We start from the raw sequence: 26,380 nt of genomic DNA, 5'->3' as shown, positions 1-26,380 counted from the left end.
TTCCGTCGCAGGTCAGGGGCGGTCCTGAGGGGGCAAGGGTCAGCGGCTGAAGAGGGGCTTCCCGGGCACCGTCGCGTCCGGCGGCAGCAGCGCCAGCGTCAGCCCGCGCACCAGCCTGGCCCGCAGCGTCTCATCGGCCGCCAGCGCGCCCGCCACCCGCTGCGCCGTCTCGCGCGCCGGGGCGTGCGGGGCCAGGGCGAGCGCGAGCATGCCGTCGGCGTCCGCGGCCGGGGCCAGGTGGGCGCGCACCACCTCCGGCTCGGCGGCCAGCACGGTACGCACCGCCTCGGCGACCGCGGGGTCGGCCAGCGGATCGACGCTGGTCCGGCCCTCGGCGAGGGCGAGCAGGGCGGGCCCGGTGAGCTGGTACGGCACCGGCCCCGCGAGGTCCAGCACCACGGTGTCGGCCTTCTCGTGCGCGGCCGCCTCCAGCGCCTGCCGCAGCGGTACGGCGACGGGCCGGGCGTCCGGGCGCCAGCGGGCCAGGGCCTCCAGGGAGGTGAACGCGGGCAGGGCGCGGCGGCCGCCGGGGGCCTCCAAGGTGGGCACGGCCATGTCGCTGGTCTTCTCACGGCGCAAACCGCCCGCCCGTCGCCCACCACCACCCTCAACGGACGCTTCGCGCAGCCCATCGGGCGGGCCTTCCTCGACCTCACCGAGGAGCGCGACCACCGGCACGAGCAGGCGCGCCTCGGTGAGCGCGGCCAGCACCTCGGGTTCGGCGGTGCGGTCGTCGGCCCAGGCGGCGAGCGCCGCGGTCAGGCGGGCGTCGGCGGAGCCGTCGTCGTCGGAGAAGCCGGGGTCGGGAATGTTCTTGAGCGCCACTCCATGAGGGTATCGGGGCCGCCGTGAGGTCTTTCTCATGGGTTGTTCATCACCTTGGCCCCTATTGCGCGGCCGGGCCGTCTAGCCTCGCCCTCCATGAAGACCGACACGTCAGGGGGGATGAACCGGGGCCGCGGCCCCGGCCGAAGACCGCGCCGCCCGACCGTGATCGCGGTCGTGGCGGCGCTCGCGACGACCCTGCTGGGGTGCGGTGCGGCCAGGAGTTCACCGGCGACGACCCCGCTGCGGCCGAGCGCCGGGCCGCGGTGCGCGGCGGGCGACATCCAGGGAGGCGGCGTGGAGCGGGTGACCGGGGTCGGGGCGCCCTCGACCGCATCGGCGGCACCGACGGCCGCATCGGCCCGTACGCTGCGCCGGGCGCTCACCCAGGCGCTGGCGCCGGTGACGCGTGACTGCGACGGGGAGTTCGCGGTGGCGCTGCTGGACACCCGGTCGGGGGCGAGCGCGACGTACGGCAACCGCACGTTCGACACGGCGAGCATCGTCAAGGTCGGCATCCTCGCGTCGCTGCTGCTCACCGCGCAGGACGAGCGGCGCGGGCTGACCGCGAAGGAGCGCGACACCGCCACCGTGATGATCGAGCACAGCGACAACGCCGCGGCGACCTCGCTGTGGAAGGCGATCGGCGGCGCCGATGGGCTCGACGCGGCGCAGCACCGGCTGGGGCTCACCCAGACCCGCGGCGGCCGGGCGGGGCTGTGGGGGCTGACCCGGACCACCGCCGCCGACCAGCTGAAGCTGCTGCGCGCGGTGTTCGGGGACGGTTCGCCGCTGAACGCGGGCTCCCAGGCGTACATACGGACGCTGATGGGGCGGATCACCACCGGCCAGGACTGGGGTGTCTCGGCCGCCGCCGACGCGGGCGCGGGCACGCCGCTGAAGAACGGCTGGCTGCCGCGCAGCACCACCGGGCTGTGGGACGTCAACAGCATCGGGCAGGTCACCGCGCGCGGGCGGACCTATCTGGTGGCGGTGCTCTCCGACGGCAGCAGGAACATGAACACCGGCGTGGCCCTGGTCGAGCAGGCCGCGCGGGCCGCCGTGGGGGCGGCCACCTCGCTGCGCGCGTAGGCGCCGTTAGGCGTGCGCCCTCAGTTCGGAGGGGGCGTACGCGGCGTCATCAGGCGCCGTAGTGCGCGCGGAGCGCGCAGCGGGCCCGCGCCGCGCCACAGGACGATCGCCGCGGCCACCAGGCCCGCCCCGGCGAAGGCGGCGAACAGTGCCGTCTCGTTGACCCCGCCCCCGTCACCCGAGGTACCGGAGTGGCCGGGGCCTGAGCCGAAGAAGCGGCGCGACGCCGCCGCTGCGGGCTGCTGGGGCTCGGGCTTCGTCTTCGCCGCGGCCTTGAGGGCGGCCGCCGCGTCCACCACGCCCGCGCCCAGCTCGTCGCTGTGGCCTCCGGCCGGGCGGCCGCGGGCGGTCTGCTCCAGCAGCTGCCGCACCTGGCGCGGGCTCAGATCGGGGTGGGCGGAGCGGACGAGGGCGGCGGCGCCGGAGACGAAGGCGGAGGCCGCGCTGGTCCCCCAGCCCTCGTAGTAGCGCTTGTCGGGGTCGGCGATGACCACGTCGACGCCGGGCGCGGAGACCGTGGCGTACCAGCGGCGGGTGGAGAACCCGGCGCGGTTGCCGTAGCGGTCGACGGCGGTCACCGCGATCACGCCGGGGTAGGCGGCCGGGTAGGAGACGCGGTCGCCCTTGCCGCCGCCGTTGCCCGCGGAGGCGACGACGACGGCGCCCTTGCGCAGCGCGTACTGCACGGCGGCGTCCTCGGCGGGCTCGGGGTGGGCCGAGGCGCTGTCGTCGCCGAGGGACAGGTTGATCACGTCGGCGCCGTGGTCGGCGGCCCAGCGGATGCCCTTGGCGAGCGCGCCGCCCCGGGAGCTGCGCGCCTTGGCGCGGTCCGGGTCGCCGTCCTCCAGGATCACCCGCACCGGCAGGATCTTGGCCTTGGGCGCGACGCCGAGCACGCCTTCGCTGCCGCCCTCGCCGTGTCCGCTGCCCGCGATGATGCCCGCCATCGCGGTGCCGTGCCGGGCCCAGGGGCGGTCGCCGCGCCCGGCGCCGAAGCCGATGAGGTCCTTGCCGGGCAGCACCTGTCCCTTGAGGTCGGGGTGCCGGTCGTCGACGCCGGTGTCCAAGACGGCGACGGTCGTCCCCGTGCCCTTGGTGGTCTGCCACGCCTGACGGGTGTGGACGGCGTCGAGCGCCCACTCCTGGGCCTGGATGCCGTCGGCCCGCGCGGGGGCGACGGGCACCAGGGCCAGCCCGGCGGCGGCGAGGCTCACGGCGATGCGCCGCGCGGTCTTCATGAGCCGCCTCCCGGCCTGTCCGACGGGTCGGTCGGCGCCTCCGGGGCCTTGGAGAGGGCGTGGCGGAAGGCGTCCTCGGTCGCGTCGGTGATGCCGCGGGCGTCGTTGCCGAGGCCGGACTGGGCGGGGGCGGAGGTGGCGCCGCGCCGGGTGGCCTCGCCCGCCGACTGCGGTTCGGTGACCTTGCGGCCGTCGGCGAAGCCGGAGACTGCGTAGAGGACGGCGGGCGCGCCGGTCAGGATGCGGATGCGCCAGGACGCGCGCTGGTCGTCGCCGAAGCGGGCCGCCGCGGTGCCCTTCCTGGCGTACGGACGGGGCATCAGGTCGGTGCGTTCGTCCAGCTTGTCGTCGGTGAAGCGGTCCCGCAGGGCCTTCATCCCCGCGGGGTCGGCGGAGGTGATCAGCAGGCCGACGGTGGTCACGCTGGTGCTGGTGGCGTCGGTGTAGGTGGCGCGCAGCAGGCGTTGGCAGCCCACCGGGGAGAGCGCCTTGGTGAGCAGCGGATCGAACCCGCCGCCGCAGCTGCTGTCGGGGGCGACCGCGATCCGGGTCCAGAGGCGGTCGGAGCCGCCGGGTCCCTGGCCCTCGCCGCGCAGGGTGCGGGGGAAGAGGTCGTCCACGGGGACGCTGTGCCAGGCGGCGCGCGCCTTGGCGTAGGTGTCGGCGGCCGTGGGCGCCGCGTCGGGGCCGTCGCCCAGCCAGCTGCCCGCCGCCGCGCCGACGAGCAGTCCGAGGCCGAGGACGAGGGAGACGGCGGCGGCCACGGTGCGGCTGGGCGCGCGGTGGTGGCCGCTTCCGGCGCTGGGCGCGGCGGTGGGGCGCGGCGGGGCGGCCGGGCGCGGGGGTATGCGCGGGCGGTCGGAACCGAAGCCGTTCCGGCCGGTGTTCCGTACGCCGCGGGCGGTGCCGCGCGGGAAGGGGACCTTCGCCGGGACGCCGAGCACGGGGGTGTCCGGGTCCGGGGCGGAGCCGGGCGGGCCGAAGAGCGGGGGCCCGAAACCGGGCGGGGCGCTGGGCGGGGTGACGTTGCGCGGTGGGGGCGCGGACCGGGGCGTGGGCGCGGTGCGCGGAGGGTGCACAGGGCGAGGTGGGGGCGTACGACGAGAAGAGTGCGCCTGTTCCGCGTCCGCGCTCACCGGCACCCCCTCGCGCCCATCGAGACCTGGTCCACGTCGCTCCGTCCGCTTCGCCGCGCCGCCCCACCGCCTTTCGGGCAGGCGGGCCCGAATACGGACATCACGCCGCTGACCTGCCGGTCGTGGCGTGCGCGACACTCTACGGGGCCCCGGTCACCTCCGCACCGGTCGCCCTCTACCCAGCGGTAATCGCGGTCTGGCAAGCTTCACGACATGTCCTCTTCCGCCGCTGACCGGGCCCGTTACGACCGGGCCACCGCCCATCTCGAAGCACCCGTGGCGATTGTCGACCTGAGGGCCTTCGACGACAACGCAACGGACCTGGTGCGCCGGGCGGGAGGCAAGCCGATCCGGGTGGCCAGCAAGTCGGTGCGGTGCCGTGCGCTGCTGGAACGGGTCCTGGCCCGGGACGGCTTCGCGGGCATCATGAGCTTCACCCTCTCCGAGTCCCTGTGGCTGGCCCGCGAGGGATTCGACGACGTCCTGCTCGCCTACCCCTCCACCGACCGGGACGGCTACGCCACCCTGACCAGCGACCCCAAGCTCGCCGCCGCCGTGACCGTGATGGTCGACGACATCGGCCAGCTCGACCTGATCGAGAGCGTTCGCGCCGGGACCGAAGAGGTCCGGGTCTGCCTGGAGTTGGACACTTCGCTGCGGATGCTGGGCGGCCGGATCCGCGTCGGCGCCCTGCGCTCCCCGCTGCGCACCCCCGAGCAGCTGGCCACGCTGGCGCGGGCGATCGAGCGCCGCCCCGGCTTCCGGGTGGTCGGGCTGATGGGCTACGAGGGCCATGTGGCGGGGGTCGGCGACGCGGTGACCGGGCGTCCGCTGCGCTCCCGCGCGATCCGGCTGATGCAGAGCACCGCGCGCCGGGAGCTGGCGGTCCGCCGGGCGGCGGCTGTGCGGGCGGTACGGGAGGTGGCGGACCTGGAGTTCGTCAACGGCGGCGGCACGGGCAGCGTGCAGCACACCGCCGCCGAGGACGCGGTGACGGAGATCGCCGCCGGGTCCGGGCTCTACCAGCCGCGGCTGTTCGACAACTACACGTCCTTCCGGGGCCGCCCGGCCGCGCTCTTCGCCCAGCCCGTGGTGCGCCGTCCGGGTGTGGGCGTGGTGACCGTACTGGGCGGCGGCTATCCGGCGTCCGGCGCGGCGGGCCGGGACCGGCTGCCGGTGCCGTATCTGCCGGAGGGGCTGGCCTACGACCCGCAGGAGGGCCCCGGCGAGGTGCAGACCCCGCTGCTGGGCACGGCCGCCGACGATCTGCTGATCGGCGACAAGGTGTGGTTCCGGCACGCCAAGGCCGGTGAGCTGTGCGAGCGTTTCGCGGCGCTGCACCTGGTCGAGGACGACCGGGTGGTGGACTCCGTACCGACGTACCGGGGCGAGGGCCACACCTTCCTGTAGCCGCCCCCGCCCTGTCCGGCCGGTCTGTATGGACCGGCCTATATGGACCGGCCGTCGCCCGCCAGGGCCGCTATGCCGTCCACGATCTTGTCCATGTCGCCGAGCGGCGGCGCCTTGTCGCTCACGTCGAACCCGAAGCGCACCAGGACCATGGTGTCGGGGACGGTGGGCGACGGGAAGGCGAGGGACTGGACGTAACCGTCGTCGCCCTTCTTCGTCATCACCTTCCAGCGCACCAGGAAGCCCTTCTCCCCCGCGACGTCGACCGCCTCCTCCTTGAGCCGCTTGTGCGAGGAGATCCCGCCGTACGCCTTGCGGTCGGTGTCCTCGTCCGTGCCGTAGGACTCCTCGGCGTTCTTGGCTATGTCCTCCTCGGCTATGCCCTTCGCGGTGTCCGCCTTGAAGCCTCGGGCGGTCCCGGAGAAGGCGCCGCCGCGGACGCAGTCGGTGGACGGGTCGCCCGGGCACGGGTAGCGCGAGGTGGTCACGCCCGCGCCGCCGGAGCTGCTGCGGCCCGCCTGCCAGCCCGTCAGCACCGGCAGGCTGATGCCGCTGACGGTGTCCGGCGCGATGCTCGGATCGTCGGTGGGCGGCGCGCTGGGGCCGTCGGTGGGCAGGCCGGACGGGGCGTCCGAGGGGGCGTCGCCGCCGCCCCCGGGCGGGGCGGGGGCGGTCGGCAGCGGGTTCGCCCGGTCGCCCTCGTCGCCGTCCCCGCTGTCGCCCAGCAGCACGATGCCGCCGATGATCGCGGCCACCACGACCCCCACCGACACGGCGAGCACCGCGACCCGGGGGCCGCGGCCGAGCCCCCGGCCGCCGTCCTGTCCTGGCAGATAGCCGGGCGCGGGCGGCGGGCCGAAGGGCGAGTCCGCCGGGGCGGTGGCGTCGCGCGTGTAATCGGTCCAGGTGGAACCGTCCCACCACCGATGGGTGGCGGGGCCGTGACCTGTGTAACCGGGATCGGGATACCAGCCCGGGGGCGTGTTCATGCTCACGCCGTCACCTTATGGCCACGGCTCGGCTCCGTACACCGGATCCCGCCGGACCCGACAGGTCATCACCTCACTCTGGGGATGAGGGGCCGTACGACCGCCGACCGCGCCGGTGCCGAGGCGAGGGCGGGTGGTGCGGAGCTCTCGTCGGAGGTCACCACGGACAGATCGCGCCGGTCCGAGATCGAGAGCTTCCGGTACACCCTGCTCAGGTGCATCTCCACCGTGCGGCGCGTCACGTACAGCCGGTTGGCGATCTCCCTGTTGGTCAGCCCCCGGGCGGCGAGCAGCGCGGTCCGGTGCTCGGCCGGGGTCAGGGACGCCAGCCCGATCTCGGTACCGCGGCGCGGTCTCGCGCCCGCCTCCACCAGGTCCCGGCCCAAGGTGTCCACGAGCCCGTCCGCTCCGCACTTCTGGGCCAGCCCCAGGGCCGTCCGCAGCTCGGCCCGGGCCTGCCGGGCCTTGCCGGTGCGCAGGAATTCGCGCCCGAGGTCCCGCATGGCGCGCGCCTCTTCGAGCGGCGCCCCGGCCTCCCGGAGCACGCCGACCGCCTCTCCCAGGAAGGCGGTCCGCTGGTCGCCGCGGGCCAGCAGACCGAGCGCGCGCAGGGCCACGCCGATGGCCGTCGGCGCCCCCCATTCGCGGGCGAGGTCCAGCTCCTCGCGCGCCAGCCGGTCGGCGGCGGCGGGATCGCCGAGCTGTGCGTGGGCGAGGGCGGCCTCGGACCGCCAGGGGAACACGGCGGGGTTCAGGCAGCCCCGCTGGGACAGCTGCCGCCCGCACTCCTCCAGATCGGCCAGCCCCGCCGCGGTCCACCCGACTTCGATCTGCAGCCTCCCCCGGTGGAACAGCAGCGTGGGCCTCAGCACATCAGGGGTGCTGCCCAGGGCCCCGTCGTCGGCGAGCAGTTCCTGCGCCTGGTCGACCTCACCCGATTCGAGGAGTATGCCTCCCAGCCAGCAGCGGGCCTGCGCGGAACCCAGCCACACCCGGCCACGGCCGTACTCCAGCGCCTCCCGCGCCTCCGCCGCGGCCTCCTTGATGCGGCCCGTCCGGAAGGCGCACTCGGCCAGCACCGACCGGGCCAGCGCCGCCATGGTGCGGGAGCCCGCGGCGGTCGCCTGGGCCACGATCACCTGGCACTTCTCCACCGCCTCCGCCTGTTCACCCGCATAGAAGAGAGCGAGTACGAGCCACAGCCGCGGCAGGACGTGGGCGTGCACCTGGGCGGACGTCTGGTCGAGCCCCAGACGCGCCCAGCGCACGGCCTCGACCCGCCCGCTGCCGCGCCACTGGGCGCTCAGGGCCAGCCAGGCGGCCTCCAGGCGTCTCACCCAGGGGGCGCGGCTGGTATCGGTGCTCACCTCGAGGGCCACCGGCCCCGCTCCCCCTTCCCGCATGAGGGCCAGGACTCCCGCCACGGCGGCGACGGCCCGGCGCGATTCCACGGCGGCGTCATCGTGCTCCAGCTCCGTCAGGGCGGCCTCCGCGACGCGCGACGCCTCGGCCATGTCGCCCGTCAGCACGATGGCCTGGAGGAGATGGAGGAGTACCAGGACCCGTTCCTCGCCCGCCCCGTGAAGGATCCGCAGGCTGCTGCGGAGCGAGGCGATGGCCGCGTCGGGGTCGTCGATGAGGACGACGTGGCCCAGCCGCCTCAGCAGTACGGCCTGCTCCGCTGGACCGCATTCGTCCAGGGCACGCTCCAGGCAGGTCCTGGCCTTCTTGACGTCTCCCTCGGCCAGGGCGGCGTCAGCCGCGCCGACCAGGAGCTGACTGGCCCAGGATTCCCCGATCGGCGCGGCGACGATCAGATGCCCGGTGATGTCGCCGCAGGGTGCGGCCTCCTCGTGCAGCACCCTGGCGGTCTCCGCGTGCAGCCGTGCCCGCTCGCTGGGGGGCATGGCCATCAGGAACGAGGCCCGGACCATGGGCTGGCCGAAGCCGACGCCCGCCGCGGTCTTCACCAGAATCCCGCAGCGGACGAACGTGTACAGCATGTCGGCGGCCTGCTCGGAGGTGACGCCGACGAGCCGGGCCACGACGGCGCAGTGGCTGACCGGGCTCATGACGGCGACGGCCTCCAGGACCCGGCCCGCGCCGGGGAACCACGGCTCGATACGGGAGGCGAGCGTGTCCGCCACCTCCACCGAACCGATGTCGGCGACGCGCTCGGCGGACAGCTCGGCCAGGCAGGTGCCGGCGCGCCGCAGTTCGCGCTGGAGCGACTGGACGAGCAGGGGGTTCCCACCGGTGGCCGCGCGACAGGCCCGGGCGAGGTCCGTGCTCACCGGCTCGCCGAAGTAACGGGCGAGGAGATAGCCGACGCAGTCGTCGTTGAGCCCCTGGAGCAGGAGGCGCTGATGGAAGCCGGGGACGACATCGGTCAGCGTGGCCGTGCCCGGAGTGCGCTGCTCGCCGTCCCTCGGGTGCGCGTAGTCCCGCCCCAGCGTGCACAGCAGCACGATGGGCAGCCCTTCGAGCCGTGCCATGAGGTGGCCGAGCCAGTGGAGCGAGTCGCCGTCGGTCCACTGAAGGTCGTCCACGCACACCAGCAGCGGTGTGGCGTCGGCGAGCGCCGAGACCAGCCGGTGCGTGGTGACGGCTGCCGTCTCGGTGGGACCGGACGGGCCGAAGCCGGGTCCGCCCCGGACCGAGAGCACCTGGTCCCGCACTTGGTGCAGTACGCCCCCCGGCAGGGCCCGTTCGGGCTGCCGGGCGCGGGCGGATATCACCTCGAAGTCCTTGCCGCGCGCGATCCTTAACGCGGTGCGCAGCATATGGGACTTGCCGGTGCCTACGTCTCCTTCCACCAGAAGGCTGACTCCCATCCCGGAAGCCGCCGAAGCCAGTGCCCTCTCAAGGGCTGACACTTCGCATTCTCGGCCCAGCAAAGCAATCCCTCATCCCTCGCAGTCAGGACGCCCGGGCGCGCTCCCGTGCTCGATCATGTACGGAGCCTCCCTCTGTGCCCGTGCCGGATGTGCCACTGATCAGTCGCTACCCCGGCGAGGACCACTTCGACCACGTCTTCGGCAAGCGTTGCCGTGACGGGCAGATGGCCGAAGAGCATCCGGTAATACGTGGTCGACGCAAGCATGTCCAACAGCAAATCGATATCGGCGTCGGCCCGGATGTCGCCCCGCCTGACCCCGCGCCTCAGGGCCTCGGCCGTCGACGCGCGGCGGGGGGAGAAGAACCTCTCCAGGAAGGCCGCCTCCAGCTCCGGGTCCCCGGCGATGTCGGCCACCAGGGCCGGGAGTACGCGCCGCCCCATCGCGGCGGTGGTGGCCGCGTGCCCGAGCGTACTCACCCCGGCGATGAGGTCGCAGTGCGTACAGCCGGTGTCGGGGGTGGGTTCGGTGCCGATGTGCGCGGCGAGCGCGTCCACCACGAGGTGCTGACGGGACCGCCATCGGCGGCGCAGGGCGGGCTTGCTCGTACCGGCACGGGCGGCGACCGCTTCCAGGGTCAGGTTCCCGTAGCCCACCTCGTCCAGGATCTCCATGACCGCGCCGGGCACGGCCGTGTCGATACGGGCGTCGCGCGGCCTGCCGGAACGCTGACTGCTGACCGACTCCTCGGCGGGGGCCGGTGCCTCGGGGGGTTTCGCCATGGCAGCAGTATAGATATGGTTCACTTCCGTTCCGGAACGGAATGTAAATCGCGGCGAGGAGTGAGGACATGGGCCAGCAGGCCGACAAGACGACGGACGCCACCGAAGAGCCCCTCGCGCCACCGGGCACGGCGGAACCCCGGCCCGCGGAGAGCGTCTTCGCGGGTCCGTACCGGGCCCTGACGCTCGGTGTGATCCTCTCGGTCAGCATGGTCGCCTTCGAATCGCTCGGCGTGGCCACGGTGCTGCCGGGCATCGCCCGGAAACTGGACGGCCTCGGGGCCTACGGCTGGGGCCTGTCCGCGCTCATGCTGGCCAACATCATCGGCACCGTCCTGGCGGGCCGCTCCGCCGACCGGCGAGGCCCCTGGCGGCCCGCGGCGAGCGGCATGCTCGTCTTCGCCGTGGGCTGCGCGGTGGCGGGGTCGGCCACCTCCTGGCCGCTGTTCCTGCTCGGCCGGTTCGCCCAGGGGCTCGGTGTCGGCGCCGTCATGGCGATGGCGTACACGGTCATCGGGCTCGCCTATCCCGCGCACCTGCGGGCCCGCATGTTCGCGCTGCTCTCCTCCGCGTGGACCATCCCGTCGCTCATCGGCCCGGTCATCACCGGCACGCTCGCGGACCACACCACTTGGCGCGCGGTGTTCCTGCTCATGCTGCCGATCATCGCCGCCGCCGCGCTGCTGACCCTCCCCGGCCTGCGCCGCCTTAACCGCACCGGGGACGGCGACACGGCCGCGGACACCGCCCCCGCCCTGCCGTGGTGGAAGGGGCCGCTGGCCGGTGCCGTCCTGCTGACCGCGGGCACCGGTCTGCTGCTCCAGGCGCTCCTGCTGGAGAACCTGGCCCTGCTCGTCCCGCTCTCCCTGCTCGGCGTGGCCGTCGCACTGCCCGCGCTGCGCCAGGTGACCCCGGAGGGCACCCTGACCGCACGCGCCGGGCTCGGCGCGGGCACCGTCATCCGCGGCCTGCTGTGCGGCGCGTACTTCGGCAGCGAGGCATTCCTGCCGCTCGGCCTCCAGGATCTGCACGGCATGAGCTCCGCCACGGCGGGCCTGGGGCTGTCCGCGGGCGCGATCACCTGGGTGCTGGGTTCCGCGCTTCAGGCGAAGCGGGACGGCAAGGGGCAGGGCAGCCGCACCGGTGGCGTCGCGCTCGGGTTCGCCGTCCTGCTGGCCGGTGTGGCGGTCATCGCGCTGGTCATCCTCACCGCCTCGATCCCAGGCTGGCTCGCCATCGTGGGATGGGGAATCGGCGGCATCGGCATGGGCATCGCGTTCAACGCCTCCACCACCGAAACCATGGAGCAGGCACCGGCCGAGCGGCAGGGCGAGATCAGTGGCGCGCTACAGCTCGCCCAGACCCTCGCCACCGGTGTGATCGCGGGGCTCGGCGGGGCGGCCATCGCCATCGCGCAGCACTACGACGTCGGCACCCGTGGGGCGCTGTTCGGCCTCTTCGGGCTCACCGCCGCCCTCTCGCTGCTCGGCATGCTCCTGTCCCGACGGCTCCGGGCCGCACCCGCCCCGGCCGGGTCCGCCTGAAGGGCTCCCGGCGCCCTCGTAGGACGGCACAACGGGGAAGACATAACAGGGAAGACCAGGAGGCGACCGTGAACCTCATTCACCTGCTGGGGCTCTGCGCGGGAACGGAGACGGACCCGTTCGGGGAGCCGCTGCTGCGAGCGCTCGCGGGGCCCGACTGCGGCGGCCTGCGATGGGATGTGTGCCCGGTCCGGGACGGGCTGCCGCCGCACGACGACCACCCCAGGGACGCGCTGCCCGCCGAAGTCCGGGCCCTGCGCGCCCGGGCGGCCGCCGCTGACGCGCTGGTGCTCGCCGTACCGGAGGAGTCGGCCATGCCGCCCGGGGCCCTGCTCAACGCCCTGAACTGGCTCGTATGGCCCAGGGCCGGATCCCCGATGGCGGGCAAGCCGGCGGCCGTGCTGACCACGACCGCGGAAGACGCCCCCGATCCGGCCGCGTTCACCGACGTCGAGCAGTTGCTGCTCGGCTCGGCGTGCCGGAGCGTGGGGCCGCGCACCATCGTCCGGCACGCCGGGCTGCTCCTGCGGGAGGAGCCCGGCGGCCGGGTGTTCATCGCCGACCCCACCGTGGCCATGCGGCTGTTACTCCACATCCGGCAGACCGAGACGGCGGCCCGGGCCGCCTCGTCCCCGCGGCGGCCCGGGGAGGACTTCCTGCCCTGGCTGTGACCCGCGGACCCCACGTGCCCGCGCCCCGCCGCTCGCAGCGGCGGGGCGCGGGCGTGTTTCCCAAGGGCCTCCCTGTCAGGCGGGTGGCCCGATGGCCCGTCAGGCGCGGCAGCGCAGCATGGTCAGCGGCGGGTTGGCCAGGAAGTCCGTCCAGAACGCCGTCCCCAGGGCCGCTTCGCCCTCCTCGGGCACCGTCAGCGGCACCCACTCCACCGGGCCGAATCCGGCCGCCCGCAGCGCGCGCTCGTAGACCTCGTGGGGCGGACAGCCCGCGACGAACTCGACCGGCGGGTCGACGAGTGCCGTGATGCGCATGAGGGGCCCGCTCGCGTTCTCTCCCTCCGCCCGGTACCGGAAGCCGTACTTGTCGGTGGGCGGTCCGTCGAAGCGGAAGTCCGGGTCCTGGGTGAGCGCGTAGAAGTGGCCGCCGGGCGCCAGGCTCCGGTGCGCGCCGCGGCACATCCGCTCCATCGCGGCCGCGTCCTGGGCGTAGTTGAGCAGATAGACGGCCGTGACGAGGTCGAAGGGCCGCTCGGGGGGCGGCAGTTCGGTGACGTCGCACACCTCGTAGCGCGCTCCCAGCGGGCCGCGCTCCTCGATGCCGCGGGCGGCGGCCACCATCTCCCCGGAGATGTCGACCCCCAGAGCCTCCGCGGCGCCGAGCCGCTTGAGCTGCCGGGTGTAGAAGCCCGTACCGCAGGCCAGGTCGAGCACGGACCTGCCCCTGATGTCACCGAGCATCCCGAGGAAGCTGGCCCGCTCCGGGTACCGCGCCATCGGCAGCGATTTGACGCCCTCGTACTCCTCACCGATCTCGTCATATTGCAGCGTGGTCATCGCGCAGTCCTCCCGGGTTTCCGGTGTTCTCGTTGCTCCCGGCCCACTGTCCCGGGCCGGGATGAGGGGTCGTGGCCGGGCGGCGCAGCAGGTCGCCCGCCATCGCCGTGCGCCGCCCCTGGTACGCGACGGCCGCCAGGGCCGCGCCGGTCGGTGCCGCGCTCGCGCTCCGCACGTCGCAGGCGCCGTACGGGTTCCCGCCCGCCTCGAAGACGGCCTGGTCGGTGAAGCCCGGCGGGACCGCCACCGCACCGCTGTTCAGCAGCAGGTGGTGGAAGGCGAGCAGGGCAGACTCGCTGCCCGCGTGGGTGAGCGCGGTCGTGACGAACCCGCTCGCGGGCTTGCCCCACAACGGCCCCCGCCCTCCGTCGGACGCCAGCGACTGGACGAAGTCCAGCAGACGCGCGGACATGCAGCCCAGCCGGGCCGGGGCGCCGAAGACCACCGCGTCCGCCCAGGCCACGTCCTCCCGCGTGGCGGTGGCGGCCACGGGTTCCGGGTGGCGGCCCGGGTCCCCGACCCGCCGCAGCCGCACCCGCGCGCCCACGGAGCGGGCACCGGCCGCGCACTGCCGCGCCATCAGCCGCGTGCGGCCGTCGTCCGCGCAGTGCACCACGGTCACCTTCACCGGACCGGGTACGGCTGAGCGGAGCGGGCGTGCGGGGTGCGGGCCCGCCCGGGCAGTGAGGTCGGCCACCCGGCGGCCCAGGTTCCGGGCCGCGTCGCGCACTTCGGCGCCCGCGGCCTCCGGGCGGCTGTCCGCGGACACGCCGTACGGATTCCCGCCCGCGGGCCCGAAGACCGGGTCGGCCGGGTCCGCGCCGAGCACCCAGGAACCCCAGTGAAAGGCGGTCTGGTGGAGTGCCAGCAGCGTCGCCTCACGGCCCGCGTGGGTGCAGGTGGAGGAGGTCATGCCGGTCACGATGCGGTCGGCCAGCAGCCCCTGGCGCCACAGCGGGCTGGTGGTCTCCAGGAACCGTTTGAAGGCGGCCGAGACGTTTCCGAAGTACGTCGGGGTGGCCAGCACCAGGCCGTCCGCCCACAGCACGTCCTCCGGTTCCGCGACGCGCTCCGGCCACGCCGCGGCAGCCGGGTCGTCCTCCGCCACCCGCAGCAGCCGCACCGCCGCGCCCCCGGCCCTGGCCCCCTCGGCGGCCAGGGTGGCGAGGGTGCGCATGGTGCCGCGCCTGCTGTGGTGGATGACCGCGACCCGGGGGCTCATCCCGCCTCCCCGGGCAGCGGTTCGGCCCGCAGCACGAGCCGTACGTCGTCGCCCATGCGGGATACGTCGTCCAGATGCAGCCGCAGGCCCTCGCCCAGCGTCCGCGCCCCGAAGCCGTCGAGCACCGGGCGGCCTCCGGAGCCGAGCAGCACGGGTGCCACGTAGGCGACCACCCGGTCGAGCAGGCCCCGCGCGGCGAAGGCCGCCGCCAGCCCGGCCCCGCCCTCCAGGAGCAGCGAGCGCAGACCGCGCCGGTACAGCTCGCCGGTCAGCGCCGCGATGTCGAGCCCGTCACCGGTGGCGGGCACCTCCAGCACCTCGTGGGGGTCCGGCAGTCGGGGGTGCGGTGTGCCGTGGCCGACGACCACGAGGGTGGGCGCCGCGTCGTCCAGCACGCGCGCGCCGGGCCGGATGGTGCCCGTACGGTCCAGCACCACCCGCAGCGGCGGGTCGCCCCGCACCGCGTGGCGCAGCCCCAGATGGGGATCGTCGGCGCGCAGCGTCCCGGAACCCACCAGAACCGCGTCATGCGCGGCGCGCAGGGCGTGCACGTCCTCCCGCGCGGGCTGCCCGGTGATCCACCGGGACGTTCCGTCCGGCGCCGCCGATCTGCCGTCGAGCGTGCCGCCGAACTTCCAGGTGACACAGGGCCGGTCGCGGCGGACCGCGGTGAGCCACAGCTCGTTGACGCGTTCGGCGTCCGCGCGCAGCACGCCGGGCACGACCTCCACCCCGGCCTCGCGCAGCCGCCGCGCGCCGCCCGCGGCCCCGGGGGTCGGATCGGGCACCGCGTACAGGACCCGGGCGACCCCCGCGGTCAGCAGGGCTTCGGCGCACGGCCCGGTACGTCCCTGGTGCGCACAGGGCTCCAGGGTGACCACGGCGGTGGCGCCCCGCGCCCGCGGGCCCGCGGCGGTGAGCGCCTCGACCTCCGCGTGCGGCTGTCCGGCGCCGCGGTGGAAGCCCTCGCCGACCGGGTGTCCGGCCGGGTCGAGGACGACGCAGCCGACGACGGGGTTGGGGCTGGTGCGGCCCAGGGCGACGGCGGCGAGATCGACGGCCCGGCGCATGGCGGTCTCCTCGGCGGGCGAGACGCGCGCCGTGACGTCCCCGGCCGTCACCGCGTCCCCGGCCGTCACGGCGTCTCCGCGAGCCGGAAGCCCATGGCGTAGATGTCGCGCTCGTACCATCCGTGCCGCCTGCGGCAGCGGGCGAGATCGCCGAAGCGGGTGAAGCTGCCGCCGCGGGCGATGCGGTAGGTGCCGCGGCTGAGCGCCAGGTCGTCGTCGACGGCGGCGCCTCCCGGATACGGGCGGTAGTCGTCGGCGGTGAACTCCTCGACGTTGCCCGCCATGTCGTGCAGGCCGAACGGCGAGCGGCCGGCCGGGTGCACCCCGATGGGGGTGGTGGTCAGCGGGCCGTGCTCGACGGTGTTGGCCCGGTCGGCGGTGAACTCGTCGCCCCACGGGAACTCGTAACCCGCGGGACCGGCGGCCGCGTACTCCCACTCGGCCTCCGTCGGCAGCCGGAACGCCCGGCCCGTGCGGTGCGCGAGCCAGGCCGCGTAGGCGTCGGCGGCCTCGGCGGGCACGGTCCACACCGGGTGGTTGCCGAGCGGTTCCGGGTAGCTGCCGAACCGCCACGACGTGGGCAGCACGGTGCTGCCGGTGTCTTCGAGAAAACGGCGGTACTCATGGTTGGTGACGGGGTGGAGCGCGATGCGGAAGGCCGCCAGGTCCGTCTCGTGGACGGGGCACTCCTTGGCGATCCAGTCCTCCTGCACCCCCGCGTGGCGCCAGCGGCCGGTGACGTCCGCCACCAGCTCCGGTGCCAGCCCGAGCCGGGCGCGGGCCGCCGGGATGTCGGCCATGGGCGGATCGTCGGGGCGGATGCGCGGGTCGCCGATGAGCCCCAGGACGGTCCCGGCGGCGTACCGCCGGAGGAAGGACCGGGACGGGTCCTCCGCGACCGCGACGAGCAGGTCGGCGGGGGCGGCGAGCAGATCGCGGTGGTCGCTCAGCGGCCAGGGGCCGAGGCGGGCCGCGAAGGTGTCGGGCAGGCCCATGGCCGCCCGGTCGGACAGGGTGTTGGGGTTGGCGAGGACCGCGGACGAAGCGGTGGGGGGCGGGCTGGTGGTCACGAGAGCCTCCGGTCCGTGAGCGGGGAAGGGCCTGCGGTCAGCACGGCACCTGGCCGGGGTCCGTGCCGCGGAACGTGCCCACCAGGTAGTTGAGGCCGGGCGTCGTGCGCGGCACCAGGTGCGAGGTGACCGGTGCGAAGCCGTGTGCGGTGACGAGGTCGGTCAGTTCGGCGGTGGTGAACTCCTGGTAGAGGCGGCTGCCCTCGTTGACGAAGAGCCGTCCCCGCTCGCCCGCCGACTGGAACACGGAGACGGTGTACAGCCCGCCCGGCCGCAGCAGGGCGCGGATCCGCCCCAGATAGGCGGGGAGGTCGTCGGGGTGCTGGTGATGCAGGCAGCCGTTGTCCAGGACGGCGTCGTACTCCGCCTCGCCCTCCAGTTCCGTCACCGAGGTGGTGAGGAAGCGTGCCCGGTCGGCCCGGCCCGCGCAGACGGCCGGCCACTCGGGGGAGGTGACGATGTCGATCCCGGTGACCCGGTGCCCGTGGTCGAGCAGGATGGCGGCGTCGCGGCCGTGTCCGGTGCCGATGTCGAGCACATGAAGAACGTCGCGAACCTCGCGGACATCGCCGGACGCGGTCCCGCCGAGCGCGCGCATCAGCAGCAGCGGCGTCTCCCGCATGGCGCGCTCGGTGGTCCACACGTCGCGTCCGTCGGCGTAGTGGTCCTCGAAGTCGGAGTGGAGCACGGCGTGGTAGGCCGACCGGTCGGGCGGCGGCGCCTGTGCGGGGGCGATCGTGTACGCGTCGGCTATCTCGTACCTGTCCATCGTGGTGCCAAGTCCTGTCCTGGAAGAGCCACTGGCTTTGAGGTCCCGCGTGGGGCCGCGGGCATGGGGCCGGGGAAGGCGGGACGGGCCCGCGCTTCCCCGGCACGCCTAGGAACGTCCGCGGTTCAGACGCCGATCGTGTACACCTGGCCGTCGTAGGACGAGGCGACGAACGCCTTGTTCACCGCGTCGTACGCGAGGGAGGAGATCCCGGCCGTGGTGGGCTTGGCCTTCTCCCGCCAGCTGCGGTCCACCCGGTCGTACAGCGCGACCAGACCGTTGTAACTGCCGGTGGCCACCACCCGGCCGTCATCGGAGGCGGCCACGCACTTGATGGAGTGGGTGTGCGGCGTCGGCAGGGTCTCCGCGCGCAGCTCCGGGTCCCAGATGCGCAGCTTCAGGTCGCGGCTGACGCTGGCGAACCACCCGTCGCCCAGCCCCGCACAGCCGTTGGCGATCTTCTCGTGCAGATCGTCGACGGTGGCGGCCCGCTCCAGGGTGGAGATGCGGTACCAGGTGGCGGAGGCATCGGCGGCGACGGAGAAGAGGTAGTCCCCGGACACCGCGATTCCCTTGACAGCGTTGGTGTGTAGTGGCAGGTCCATGACATGTTCGACTCCGCCGTCGCCGTGGAGCTTCAGCAGCAGGCCCTCGCCCGTGTACGACCCCACGACCGCGTACCGCTCGCCCTCGCGCTCGAAGGCGACCCCGCAGTTCAGCGGGGACCGGTGCTGGTACAGCACACGCCCCGTCAAGGCGTCGAACACCTTCCCGAGCTGCCCCCCGGAGAGGACCAGACCGCCCAGCGGGGTGAGGAAGTTGCAGAGGCTGCCCGTCTCGGCCACCAGCTCTCCGTCCTCGCGCACCATCCCCGCGTCGCCGACCGTGAGCGCGGTGCCGTCCGCCGTGGGCAGGACGGCGTTGACGCCGCCGGTGGGCGGGACCACGTCGGTGTCCCAGGCCCGCGCCTCGTAGTCGTACCCGCGGTACCGCGCCCCGAAGGTGGCGAAGACCAGTCGCGAGCCCCCGGCGAACGCGCAGGAGCGCGGCCATACGTCGTCGGGCAGCGCCGTGGTGTCGAGCAGCTCGGGAAGGCCGGAGGAGACGTTCCACAGCAGCATGGTGCGGTCGTAGCTGAGGCTCACCAGCAGGCCGCGGGCGTCGTCCAGCACCAGGCGCTTGATGCCCGCGTCGTGGGCGGGCAGCACGGTCCGCTCCTCCGGTCCCACGACGATGATCTGGCCGTCGTCGTTGCCCGCGAAGATGACCCCGTCGGAGGAGATGGCGATGGTGTCGGTCTCCACCCCGTCCATGTCCAGGTCGGCGGTCATCCCGCCGGTCTCCAGCGACCAGCGCTTGATGGTGCCGTCATCGCTGGATGAGATCAGCTCATCGGCGTCACGCGCCCATTCGACGGAGATGACGTCCGCGGTGTGACCGGTGAAGGTGGCGGCGAGGCGACCGGCGAAGTCGTACACCCGCACCCGGTGATCGCGGGACGCGGTGGCCACCAGTTCCTTGGAGGGGTGGAACACCGACATCTCCACGTCGTCCTCCTGGTCGGAGAAGACGGCCAGCAGGCGCAGGTCCGGCACGGTCCACAGCCGGGCCGTGTAGTCGCTCGACGAGGTGAGCAGATAGCGGCCGTCCGGCGAGAACACGCACTGGTTGGCCAGGTGGTCGTGGAAGGCCCTGGCCAGGGCCCGGCCGGTGCTCTGGTCCCAGCAGATGACCTGGTTGTCGTATCCGGCGGTGGCCACGTACTCGGCCTGCCAGGCGGCGATACCGCTGATCGGACCTCGATGCTGGATCATATGGACTCCCCTACGAGGGCGATGGTGTGCCCGCTGTGTTCGACTTTGGCGCGCAAATATCCGTGATTGCGTTCCGTCTTGAATATCCCGGTCGGGATGACTTCCTCGATGTTGATCCCGTGTGCGGTCAGCTGCCGCGCCTTGTCGGGATTGTTGGTACGCAGCCGGATCCGGGTAGCACCCAGGGTGTGGAGCATTTGTACGGCGGCGCGGTAATCGCGTGCGTCGTCCGAGAAGTTCAGTTCGCGATTGGCCGCGAACGTGTCGAGACCCAGCTCGTCCTGGAGCCGGTAGGCGTCGAGCTTGTTGTAGAGACCGATGCCACGCCCTTCCTGACGGAGGTAGAGCAGGATGCCCCCCGACTCGGCGGCCAGTTGCAGCGACTCGGCGAGCTGGGGCCCGCAGTCACAGCGGCCGGAGCCGAAGACATCACCCGTCAGGCACTCCGAATGGAGCCTCACCAGCGGGACCTCCGCCCTGGGAGCGAAGGACACCGCGATGTGCTCCTGCCCGTCGCCGAGTCCGGAGAATGTGATCGTTTCTGCGGTGTGCCATTCGCCGTTGGCCAAACACACCGGGACCTCGACCCGGGCCCGGATCACCGCCGCTGACACTGATGGATCGAATTTCTCAGGCGAGTTCTCACCGCTTGACGTGATGGACAAGGCTTCGTCCCTCCCGTGGAAACGGCACCACCATGGGTTCAGGCAGCGCCACGCAGTGCTCAGCATGCACAACGGAAACTGCCGCGCACGACACGGGACGCACCGATACGGAGACCGAAACGCTTTGCGCCTGCCACCGAATACCGGCGGCCGAATCCCCCGTGTCAGAAGGCCGTTCGAAGGAGATTTCCCCAGGCCCCGGGCGGCCGGGGGCGCACGGGGCCGACGGCGCCCGAAAGCGCCCGCCTCGTTGCCGTTTTCTTGCCTCGGGCATATTCCGGGCAGAAAAAAGGCAACCGGTCGGCCAGGCTATCTGGCGCGCCGGTTGCCGGGGGATGGCCGGGCGGCGATGACGCGGCCGCCCGGAGACGTGATCAGGGATGTGACGAGAGACGTGACCGGAGATCAGAGGGGCGTGACGTACGCCCCCGCGATGCCGCCGTCCACCAGGAACTCGGCCGCGTTGATGAACGAGGAATCGTCGCTGGCCAGGAAGGCGACCGCGGACGCGATCTCCTCCGGTTCGGCGAACCGCCCCACCGGCACGTGCACCAGCCGCCGCGCCGCCCGCTCCGGGTCCTTGGCGAACAGTTCCTTCAGCAGCGGGGTGTTGACCGGCCCCGGGCACAGCGCGTTGACCCGGATGCCCTCGCGCGCGAACTGCACGCCCAGCTCGCGCGACATCGCCAGCACGCCGCCCTTGGAGGCGGTGTAGCTGATCTGCGAGGTCGCGGCGCCCATGACGGCCACGAACGACGCGGTGTTGATGATGGAGCCCCGGCCCTGCCGCCGCATATAGGGCAGCGCGGCCTTGCAGCACAGATAGACGGAGGTGAGGTTGACCTCCTGGACCCGCTTCCAGGCGTCGAGCCCGGTGGTGAGGATCGAGTCGTCGTCGGGCGGCGAGATGCCCGCGTTGTTGAACGCCACGTCGACCGAGCCGTAGGTGTCGTACGCGGTCTTGAAAAGCGCCTCGACCTGCTCCTGATCGGTGACGTCCACCTGGACGTAGAGTCCGCCGACCTCGTCGGCGGCGGCCTTGCCCGCGGCCGCGTCGATGTCGGCGCACACAACGCGCGCGCCCTCGGAGGCGAAGCGGCGCGCGGTGGCCAGGCCGATGCCGCTGCCCGCTCCGGTGATGACGGCGGTACGGCCCACCAGGCGGCGGCACACGGGGGTTTCGGTCTCGCTCACGTCACTGCTCCTCGGTGCTGATGAACACGTTCTTGGTCTCGGTGAAGGCGGTCAGGGCGTCGGGCCCCAGCTCCCGGCCGAGCCCGGACTGCTTGTAGCCGCCGAACGGGGTCGCGTAGCGCACGCTGCTGTGCGAGTTGACGGACAGGTTCCCGGCGGCGACGGCGCGCGAGACGCGCACCGCGCGGCCCACGTCGCGGGTCCAGATCGAGCCGGAGAGGCCGTACTCGGTGGCGTTGGCCAGCCGTACGGCGTCGGCCTCGTCCTCGAAGGGGAGGACGACGGCGACGGGTCCGAAGATCTCCTCCACGGCGGTGCGGTCACCGGGCGCGCCGCCCTCCAGCACGGTCGCCGGGTACCAGAAGCCCTTGCCGCCGGGGGCCTCGCCGCGGATGGCGGCGGGCGCGTCCTCGGGGACGTAGGACCGTACGCGCTCGCGCTGCGCGGCCGAGATCAGCGGGCCCATGGCGGTGGCGGGGTCGGCCGGGTCGCCGACCACGAAGGACGTCACGGCGGGCTCCAGCAGCTCCATGAACCGGTCGTAGACGCCGCGCTGCACCAGGATCCGGCTGCGGGCGCAGCAGTCCTGGCCGGTGTTGTCGAGGAACGAGCCGGGCGCGGCGCTCGCCGCCGCCTCGATGTCGGCGTCGGCGAAGACGATGTTGGGGCTCTTGCCGCCGAGTTCGAGCGTCACGCGCTTCACGCCCGCCGCGCACTTCGCCATGATCTCCTTGCCGACGGCCGTCGACCCGGTGAAGACGACCTTGGCGATGCCCGGGTGTTCGACCAGCGCGGCCCCGGCCACCGGACCGGCGCCGGGCAGCACCTGGAACAGCCCCTCGGGCAGCCCGGCGGCGAGGGCGAGTTCGGCGAGCCGGAGGGCGGTCAGCGGGGTGGTCTCGGCGGGCTTGAGGAGGACCGCGTTGCCCGCGGCGAGGGCGGGGGCGGTGCCCCAGCCCGCGATGGGCATCGGGAAGTTCCACGGCGCGATGACGGCGACCACGCCGAGCGGTTCGTGGAAGGTGATGTTCAGGCCGCCCGCCACCGGGATCTGGGCGCCGCTCAGCCGCTCCACTCCCCCGGCCGCGTACTCCAGCAGATCGCGGACGTTGCCCGCCTCCCAGCGGGCGTTGCCGATGGGGTGGCCCGCCTCGCGGACCTCCAGCGCGGCAAGTTCCTCGATGTGGTCGTCCACGGTGGCGGCGAAGCGGCGCAGCAGCCGGGCCCGGTCGGCGGGGGCGAGGGCGGCCCAGCCGCGCTGGGCGGTGGCGGCGCGGGCGACCGCGGCGTCCACGTCGCCGGGGGTGGCGGCCGGGACGACTGTGATGACCTCCTCGGTGGCCGGGTTGAGGATGTGGTGCTCGTGGGGGTGTTCGGTGCTCACTCGGGGGTTCCTCACATGCGCTCGAAGGACCGGAAGCGTTCCCAGTCGGTGACGGCGGTGTCGTACGCCTCCTGCTCGACGCGGGCCATGTTGAGGTAGTGCTCGACCACCTCGTCGCCGAAGGCGGCCCGCGCTATGGGGCTGGCCTGCCACCGGTCGGCGGCGTCGCGCAGCGAGGTCGGCACGTGGTCGGCGTCGCCGGTGTAGGCGTTGCCGGTGCAGACCTCGGGCAGCTCCAGCTCCTCCTCGATCCCGTACAGCCCGGCGGCCACCATTCCGGCGACGGCGAGGTACGGGTTGACGTCGCCGCCGGGGAGCCGGTTCTCCAGCCGGTGGGCGTGGCCGTGGCCGATGACGCGCAGCGCGCAGGTGCGGTTGTCCGGGCCCCAGGCGACGGCGGTGGGCGCGAAGGAACCGGGCCGGAAGCGCTTGTAGGAGTTGATGTTGGGCGCGTAGAGCAGGGTGAAGTCGCGCATCGCGGCGATCTGCCCGGCCAGGAAGTGGCGCATGGTCTTCGACATGCCGTACGGGCCGTCGTCGTCGGCGAGCACGGGGTCCCCGGCCTCGTCGCGCAGCGAGAGGTGGATGTGACAGGAGTTGCCCTCGCGCTCGTCGTACTTGGCCATGAAGGTGAGCGCCATGCCCTCCTGGGCGGCGATCTCCTTGGCGCCGGTCTTGTAGATGACGTGCTGGTCGCAGGTGGTCAGCGCGTCGTCGTAGCGGAAGGCGATCTCGTGCTGGCCGAGGTTGCACTCGCCCTTGGCCGACTCCACGGTCATCCCGGCGGCGCCCATCTCGTTGCGGATGCGGCGCAGCAGGGGCTCGACGCGGCCGGTGCCGAGGATGGAGTAGTCGACGTTGTACTGGTTGGCGGGGGTCAGCCCGCGGTAGCCGCCGTTCCACGCCTGTTCGTAGGTGTCCCGGAAGACCATGAACTCCAGCTCGGTCCCGGCGTACGCGGTCCAGCCGCGCTCCGCGAGCCGGTCCAGCTGGCGGCGCAGGATCTGCCGAGGGGAGGCGACCACGGGCGAGCGGTCGTGCCACGAGAGGTCCGCGGTGAGCATCGCGGTGCCGGGGTTCCAGGGGGTGCGGCGCAGGGTGGCGGTGTCGCCGTGGAGGGCGAAGTCGCCGTAGCCGCGCTCCCAGGAGGACATGGCGTAGCCGCCGACGGTGTTCATGTCGGCGTCGACGGCGAGCAGGTAGTTGCAGCCCTCGGTGCCGTGCTCCAGCGCGTCGTCCAGGAAGAAGCGCGCGGCGAACCGCTTGCCCTGGAGTCTGCCCTGCATATCGGTGAAGGCCAGGACGACGGTGTCGATCTCCCCGGCGGCCACGAGCCTGGTCAGCTCGTCGACCGAGAGCGGGGGCGTGCGGTCTGCCACGGTGGTGCCTCCTGGCTTCCGGACTTCCGGACTTTCGGACGGGTTCGGACGGGTGTGAGGGGCGCGGAGTGGCCTTAAGGTAATACCGCAGACCATTGATTGGGAAGGAGGTGCGGACGGTTCGATGAGCGAGACCCATGGCGGCGGGGACCGGCTCGCGCCGGTGCTGCGCCCGGTGCGCGCCGGAAACGGCTTCGAGGAGGCGCTGGAGCAGATACTCCAGGTCGTACGGCTGGGGCTGGTCCCCGACGGCGGCCGCCTCCCGGCCGAGCGCGAGCTGGCGGAGCGGCTGCGGATCAGCCGGGTGACCCTGCGCGAGGTGCTGAAGGTCCTCCAGGACCAGGGCATCGTGGAGAGCCGCCGCGGCCGGTACGGCGGCACCTTCGTACGGACCCGGCCGGAGCCCGCCGCGGGCGGCGAGGACGAGCTGCGGCGGCGGGTCGAGGCGGTGGACGTCGAGGACACGCTGCGCTTCCGGGAGGTCCTGGAGGTCGGCGCCGCCGGGCTGTGCGCCGCGCACGGCCTGACCGACGGGCAGGCCGCGCGCCTGCGCGCCGCCCTCGACGCGACGCGCGACGCCCCGCTGGCCGACTACCGGCGGCTGGACACGATGCTGCATCTGACGCTGGCGGAGCTGGCGGGCTCGCCCTCACTGGCCGCCCAGTACGCGGCCGTCCGCGCCACCGTCAACGACCTGCTGGACTGCATCCCGCTGCTGGTACGGAACCTGGAGCACTCCCAGGCCCAGCACGCGGCGCTGGTCGAGGCGGTGCTCGACGGGGACGCGGACGGGGCGCGCGAGGTGATGCGGGAGCACTGCGAGGGCACGGCGGCGCTGCTGCGCGGGTTCCTGCCGTAACCCCGGTTTTACGCAGAGGTCTTGCGCGGACCCTCCACGTACGGCAAAGGTATGCCCCCACACCAATCCCCTCCCCACCGCCGTCCCCTCGTGCAAGCCAGGAGTGCCCATGGCTGACATGGCCGAAGGAACCGAGACCGCCCGCACCGCCTCCTCCGATCCAGGTGAACCGGGCGCATCCGGCTATCTGGAGCGGCGCACCCTGCGCCGCGGCAGCGCGGGCCCGCTACTGCTGACCGGCCTCGGCGTCGCCTATGTGGTCTCCGGCGACTTCTCCGGCTGGAACTTCGGCCTCGCGGAGGGCGGCTTCGGCGGGCTGGCCATCGCGGCCGTGCTCATGGGCCTGATGTACACCTGCATGGTCTTCGCCCTCGCCGAACTCGCCGCCATCCTCCCCACTGCGGGCGGCGGCTACGGCTTCGCGCGGCGCGCCCTCGGCCCGTGGGGCGGCTTCCTCACCGGCACGGCGATCCTCATCGAATACGTCCTCGCGCCCGCCGCCATCTCCATCTTCATCGGCGACTACGTCGAATCCCTCGGCCTCTTCGGGCTGGAGTCCGGCTGGCCGGTCTATCTCGCCTGCTTCGTCATCTTCATCGGCATCCATCTGTGGGGCGTGGGCGAGGCCCTGCGGTTCAGCCTCGTCGTGACCGCCATCGCCGTCGCCGCGCTGCTGATCTTCGCGGTCGGCGCCTTCACCGACTTCGACGCGGGCTCGCTGACCGACATCCCGGTCGACCACTCGGCGTTCGGCGCCAGCTCCTGGCTGCCGTTCGGCCTGCTCGGCATCTGGTCGGCGTTCCCCTTCGGCATGTGGTTCTTCCTGGGCGTGGAGGGCGTCCCGCTCGCGGCCGAGGAGACCCGCGAGCCCGCGCGCACCCTGCCCAAGGCCATGGCCTGTTCGATGGGCATCCTGCTGCTCCTGGCCCTGCTCACCTTCCTCGCCGCCACCGGCGCCCGCGGCCCGGCCGCCGTGCAGGACGCGGGCAACCCGCTGGTCGAGGCGCTTCAGCCGGACGGCAAGGCCACCACGCTGTCCCGCGTCGTCAACTACGCGGGGCTCGCCGGTCTGGTCGCCTCCTTCTTCTCCCTGATCTTCGCCGGTTCGCGGCAGCTGTTCGCCCTGTCCCGGGCCGGATACCTGCCCCGCTTCCTCTCCCTGACCAGCCGCCGCAAGGCCCCCTACCTGGGCCTGCTCGTCCCCGGCGCCATCGGCTTCGGCCTCGCCGCCTGGTCGGGCGACGGCGCGCGGATGCTGAACGTCGCGGTCTTCGGCGCCACCATCTCGTACGCCCTGATGTCGCTCTCCCACATCGTCCTGCGCCGCCGCGAGCCGGGCCTCGACCGCCCGTACCGCACCCCCGGCGGCATCGTGACCTCGTCCGTCGCCTTCCTCCTGGCCTGCGCGGCGCTCCTGGCCACCTTCCTGGTGGACCAGGACGCCGCCTTCATCGCCCTCGGCGTCTACGCGGTGGCGCTCGCCTACTTCGCCTTCTACAGCCGCCACCGGCTGGTCGCGGCGGCGCCGGAGGAGGAGTTCGCGGCGCTGGCGGAGGCCGAGGCGGAACTGTCCCGCGACTGAGAGATTGGACC

General features: G+C 73.5%; 22 protein-coding genes. 6 read left to right on the top strand and 16 right to left on the bottom strand.

The features are described from left to right. Positions 1 to 39: 39 nt before the first annotated feature. The gene (locus ACH4TL_RS08095; RefSeq protein WP_398310151.1) at positions 40 to 825 is read right to left on the bottom strand and encodes an SseB family protein; all 786 of its coding nucleotides are present in this window, start codon (positions 823 to 825) and stop codon (positions 40 to 42) included. A 96-nt stretch (positions 826 to 921) separates the two neighbouring features. Here ACH4TL_RS08095 and ACH4TL_RS08090 point away from each other — a divergent pair, with 96 nt between their 5' ends. Then, a complete protein-coding gene (locus ACH4TL_RS08090) occupies positions 922 to 1,917 on the top strand; it encodes a serine hydrolase (protein ID WP_398310154.1) in 996 nt (331 codons plus the stop codon). Between the two features lie 20 nt (positions 1,918 to 1,937). On the opposite strand, the gene mycP is transcribed toward ACH4TL_RS08090, so the two are convergent. Next, a complete protein-coding gene (gene mycP / locus ACH4TL_RS08085) occupies positions 1,938 to 3,155 on the bottom strand; it encodes a type VII secretion-associated serine protease mycosin (RefSeq protein WP_398310157.1) in 1,218 nt (405 codons plus the stop codon). Continuing rightward, the gene (locus ACH4TL_RS08080) at positions 3,152 to 4,234 is read right to left on the bottom strand and encodes a hypothetical protein (protein ID WP_398310160.1); all 1,083 of its coding nucleotides are present in this window, start codon (positions 4,232 to 4,234) and stop codon (positions 3,152 to 3,154) included. The genes mycP and ACH4TL_RS08080 overlap by 4 nt, the downstream gene beginning before the upstream one ends. A 270-nt stretch (positions 4,235 to 4,504) precedes the next feature. On the opposite strand from ACH4TL_RS08080, the gene ACH4TL_RS08075 reads away from it, so the two are divergent. Beyond that, on the top strand, positions 4,505 to 5,701 hold the full coding sequence (locus ACH4TL_RS08075; protein WP_398310163.1) for an amino acid deaminase/aldolase: 1,197 nt from the start codon (positions 4,505 to 4,507) through the stop codon (positions 5,699 to 5,701). 38 nt (positions 5,702 to 5,739) lie between these two features. Here the strand turns inward: ACH4TL_RS08075 and ACH4TL_RS08070 are convergent, their stop codons facing one another. The 3 genes from ACH4TL_RS08070 to ACH4TL_RS08060 all read right to left on the bottom strand — a co-directional run bounded on the left by ACH4TL_RS08070 (position 5,740) and on the right by ACH4TL_RS08060 (position 10,309). Further along, positions 5,740 to 6,690: a DUF2510 domain-containing protein gene (locus ACH4TL_RS08070; RefSeq protein WP_398310166.1), complete on the bottom strand. Its 951-nt coding sequence runs from the start codon at positions 6,688 to 6,690 to the stop codon at positions 5,740 to 5,742. A gap of 68 nt (positions 6,691 to 6,758) precedes the next feature. Then, the gene (locus ACH4TL_RS08065; protein WP_398310169.1) at positions 6,759 to 9,587 is read right to left on the bottom strand and encodes a BREX system ATP-binding domain-containing protein; all 2,829 of its coding nucleotides are present in this window, start codon (positions 9,585 to 9,587) and stop codon (positions 6,759 to 6,761) included. Between the two features lie 53 nt (positions 9,588 to 9,640). Then, positions 9,641 to 10,309 carry a TetR/AcrR family transcriptional regulator gene (locus tag ACH4TL_RS08060; protein ID WP_398310172.1) on the bottom strand — a complete coding sequence of 223 codons (669 nt, stop codon included), beginning with the start codon at positions 10,307 to 10,309 and terminating at the stop codon, positions 9,641 to 9,643. A 68-nt stretch (positions 10,310 to 10,377) separates the two neighbouring features. On the opposite strand from ACH4TL_RS08060, the gene ACH4TL_RS08055 reads away from it, so the two are divergent. Continuing rightward, a complete protein-coding gene (locus tag ACH4TL_RS08055; protein ID WP_398310175.1) occupies positions 10,378 to 11,853 on the top strand; it encodes an MFS transporter in 1,476 nt (491 codons plus the stop codon). A 68-nt stretch (positions 11,854 to 11,921) separates the two neighbouring features. After that, positions 11,922 to 12,524, top strand: coding sequence for an NAD(P)H-dependent oxidoreductase (locus tag ACH4TL_RS08050; protein ID WP_398310178.1), 603 nt, complete (start codon positions 11,922 to 11,924; stop codon positions 12,522 to 12,524). Between the two features lie 99 nt (positions 12,525 to 12,623). Here ACH4TL_RS08050 and ACH4TL_RS08045 read toward each other — a convergent pair whose 3' ends face one another. The 10 genes from ACH4TL_RS08045 to ACH4TL_RS08000 all read right to left on the bottom strand — a co-directional run bounded on the left by ACH4TL_RS08045 (position 12,624) and on the right by ACH4TL_RS08000 (position 23,928). Then, positions 12,624 to 13,361: a class I SAM-dependent methyltransferase gene (locus ACH4TL_RS08045; protein WP_398310181.1), complete on the bottom strand. Its 738-nt coding sequence runs from the start codon at positions 13,359 to 13,361 to the stop codon at positions 12,624 to 12,626. Beyond that, positions 13,342 to 14,583: a flavodoxin family protein gene (locus ACH4TL_RS08040; RefSeq protein WP_398310184.1), complete on the bottom strand. Its 1,242-nt coding sequence runs from the start codon at positions 14,581 to 14,583 to the stop codon at positions 13,342 to 13,344. Before ACH4TL_RS08040 ends, ACH4TL_RS08045 begins: the two co-directional genes overlap by 20 nt. Further along, positions 14,580 to 15,653 carry a bifunctional diaminohydroxyphosphoribosylaminopyrimidine deaminase/5-amino-6-(5-phosphoribosylamino)uracil reductase RibD gene (gene ribD / locus ACH4TL_RS08035; protein ID WP_398311551.1) on the bottom strand — a complete coding sequence of 358 codons (1,074 nt, stop codon included), beginning with the start codon at positions 15,651 to 15,653 and terminating at the stop codon, positions 14,580 to 14,582. The genes ACH4TL_RS08040 and ribD overlap by 4 nt, the downstream gene beginning before the upstream one ends. A gap of 65 nt (positions 15,654 to 15,718) precedes the next feature. Beyond that, positions 15,719 to 16,723, bottom strand: a complete 1,005-nt coding sequence (locus tag ACH4TL_RS08030) for a formylglycine-generating enzyme family protein (RefSeq protein WP_398310187.1) — start codon at positions 16,721 to 16,723, stop codon at positions 15,719 to 15,721. Positions 16,724 to 16,760: 37 nt separating this feature from the next. After that, a complete protein-coding gene (locus tag ACH4TL_RS08025; protein WP_398310190.1) occupies positions 16,761 to 17,492 on the bottom strand; it encodes a class I SAM-dependent methyltransferase in 732 nt (243 codons plus the stop codon). 125 nt (positions 17,493 to 17,617) lie between these two features. Then, positions 17,618 to 19,306: a WD40 repeat domain-containing protein gene (locus ACH4TL_RS08020; RefSeq protein ID WP_398310193.1), complete on the bottom strand. Its 1,689-nt coding sequence runs from the start codon at positions 19,304 to 19,306 to the stop codon at positions 17,618 to 17,620. Further along, entirely contained in the window at positions 19,303 to 19,971 is a 669-nt protein-coding gene (ribA, locus tag ACH4TL_RS08015; protein ID WP_398310196.1) for a GTP cyclohydrolase II, read from the bottom strand. The genes ACH4TL_RS08020 and ribA overlap by 4 nt, the downstream gene beginning before the upstream one ends. Before the next feature lie 405 nt (positions 19,972 to 20,376). Continuing rightward, entirely contained in the window at positions 20,377 to 21,165 is a 789-nt protein-coding gene (locus tag ACH4TL_RS08010; RefSeq protein WP_398310199.1) for a 3-oxoacyl-ACP reductase, read from the bottom strand. Position 21,166: 1 nt separating this feature from the next. Beyond that, positions 21,167 to 22,549 carry an aldehyde dehydrogenase family protein gene (locus tag ACH4TL_RS08005; RefSeq protein ID WP_398310201.1) on the bottom strand — a complete coding sequence of 461 codons (1,383 nt, stop codon included), beginning with the start codon at positions 22,547 to 22,549 and terminating at the stop codon, positions 21,167 to 21,169. Between the two features lie 11 nt (positions 22,550 to 22,560). Beyond that, on the bottom strand, positions 22,561 to 23,928 hold the full coding sequence (locus ACH4TL_RS08000) for a glutamine synthetase family protein (protein WP_398310204.1): 1,368 nt from the start codon (positions 23,926 to 23,928) through the stop codon (positions 22,561 to 22,563). Positions 23,929 to 24,052: 124 nt separating this feature from the next. On the opposite strand from ACH4TL_RS08000, the gene ACH4TL_RS07995 reads away from it, so the two are divergent. Continuing rightward, positions 24,053 to 24,787: a FadR/GntR family transcriptional regulator gene (locus tag ACH4TL_RS07995; RefSeq protein WP_398310207.1), complete on the top strand. Its 735-nt coding sequence runs from the start codon at positions 24,053 to 24,055 to the stop codon at positions 24,785 to 24,787. A 118-nt stretch (positions 24,788 to 24,905) separates the two neighbouring features. Further along, entirely contained in the window at positions 24,906 to 26,369 is a 1,464-nt protein-coding gene (gene eat, locus ACH4TL_RS07990) for an ethanolamine permease (RefSeq protein ID WP_398311554.1), read from the top strand. Positions 26,370 to 26,380: the final 11 nt, after the last annotated feature.

Origin of the sequence: Streptomyces sp. NPDC021115 (assembly GCF_044333065.1) — a bacterium.
Classification (GTDB): Bacteria; Actinomycetota; Actinomycetes; order Streptomycetales; family Streptomycetaceae; genus Streptomyces.
The sequence above is the reverse complement of the archived record's forward strand: the minus strand, read 5'-3'. Positions and strand labels throughout refer to the sequence as shown.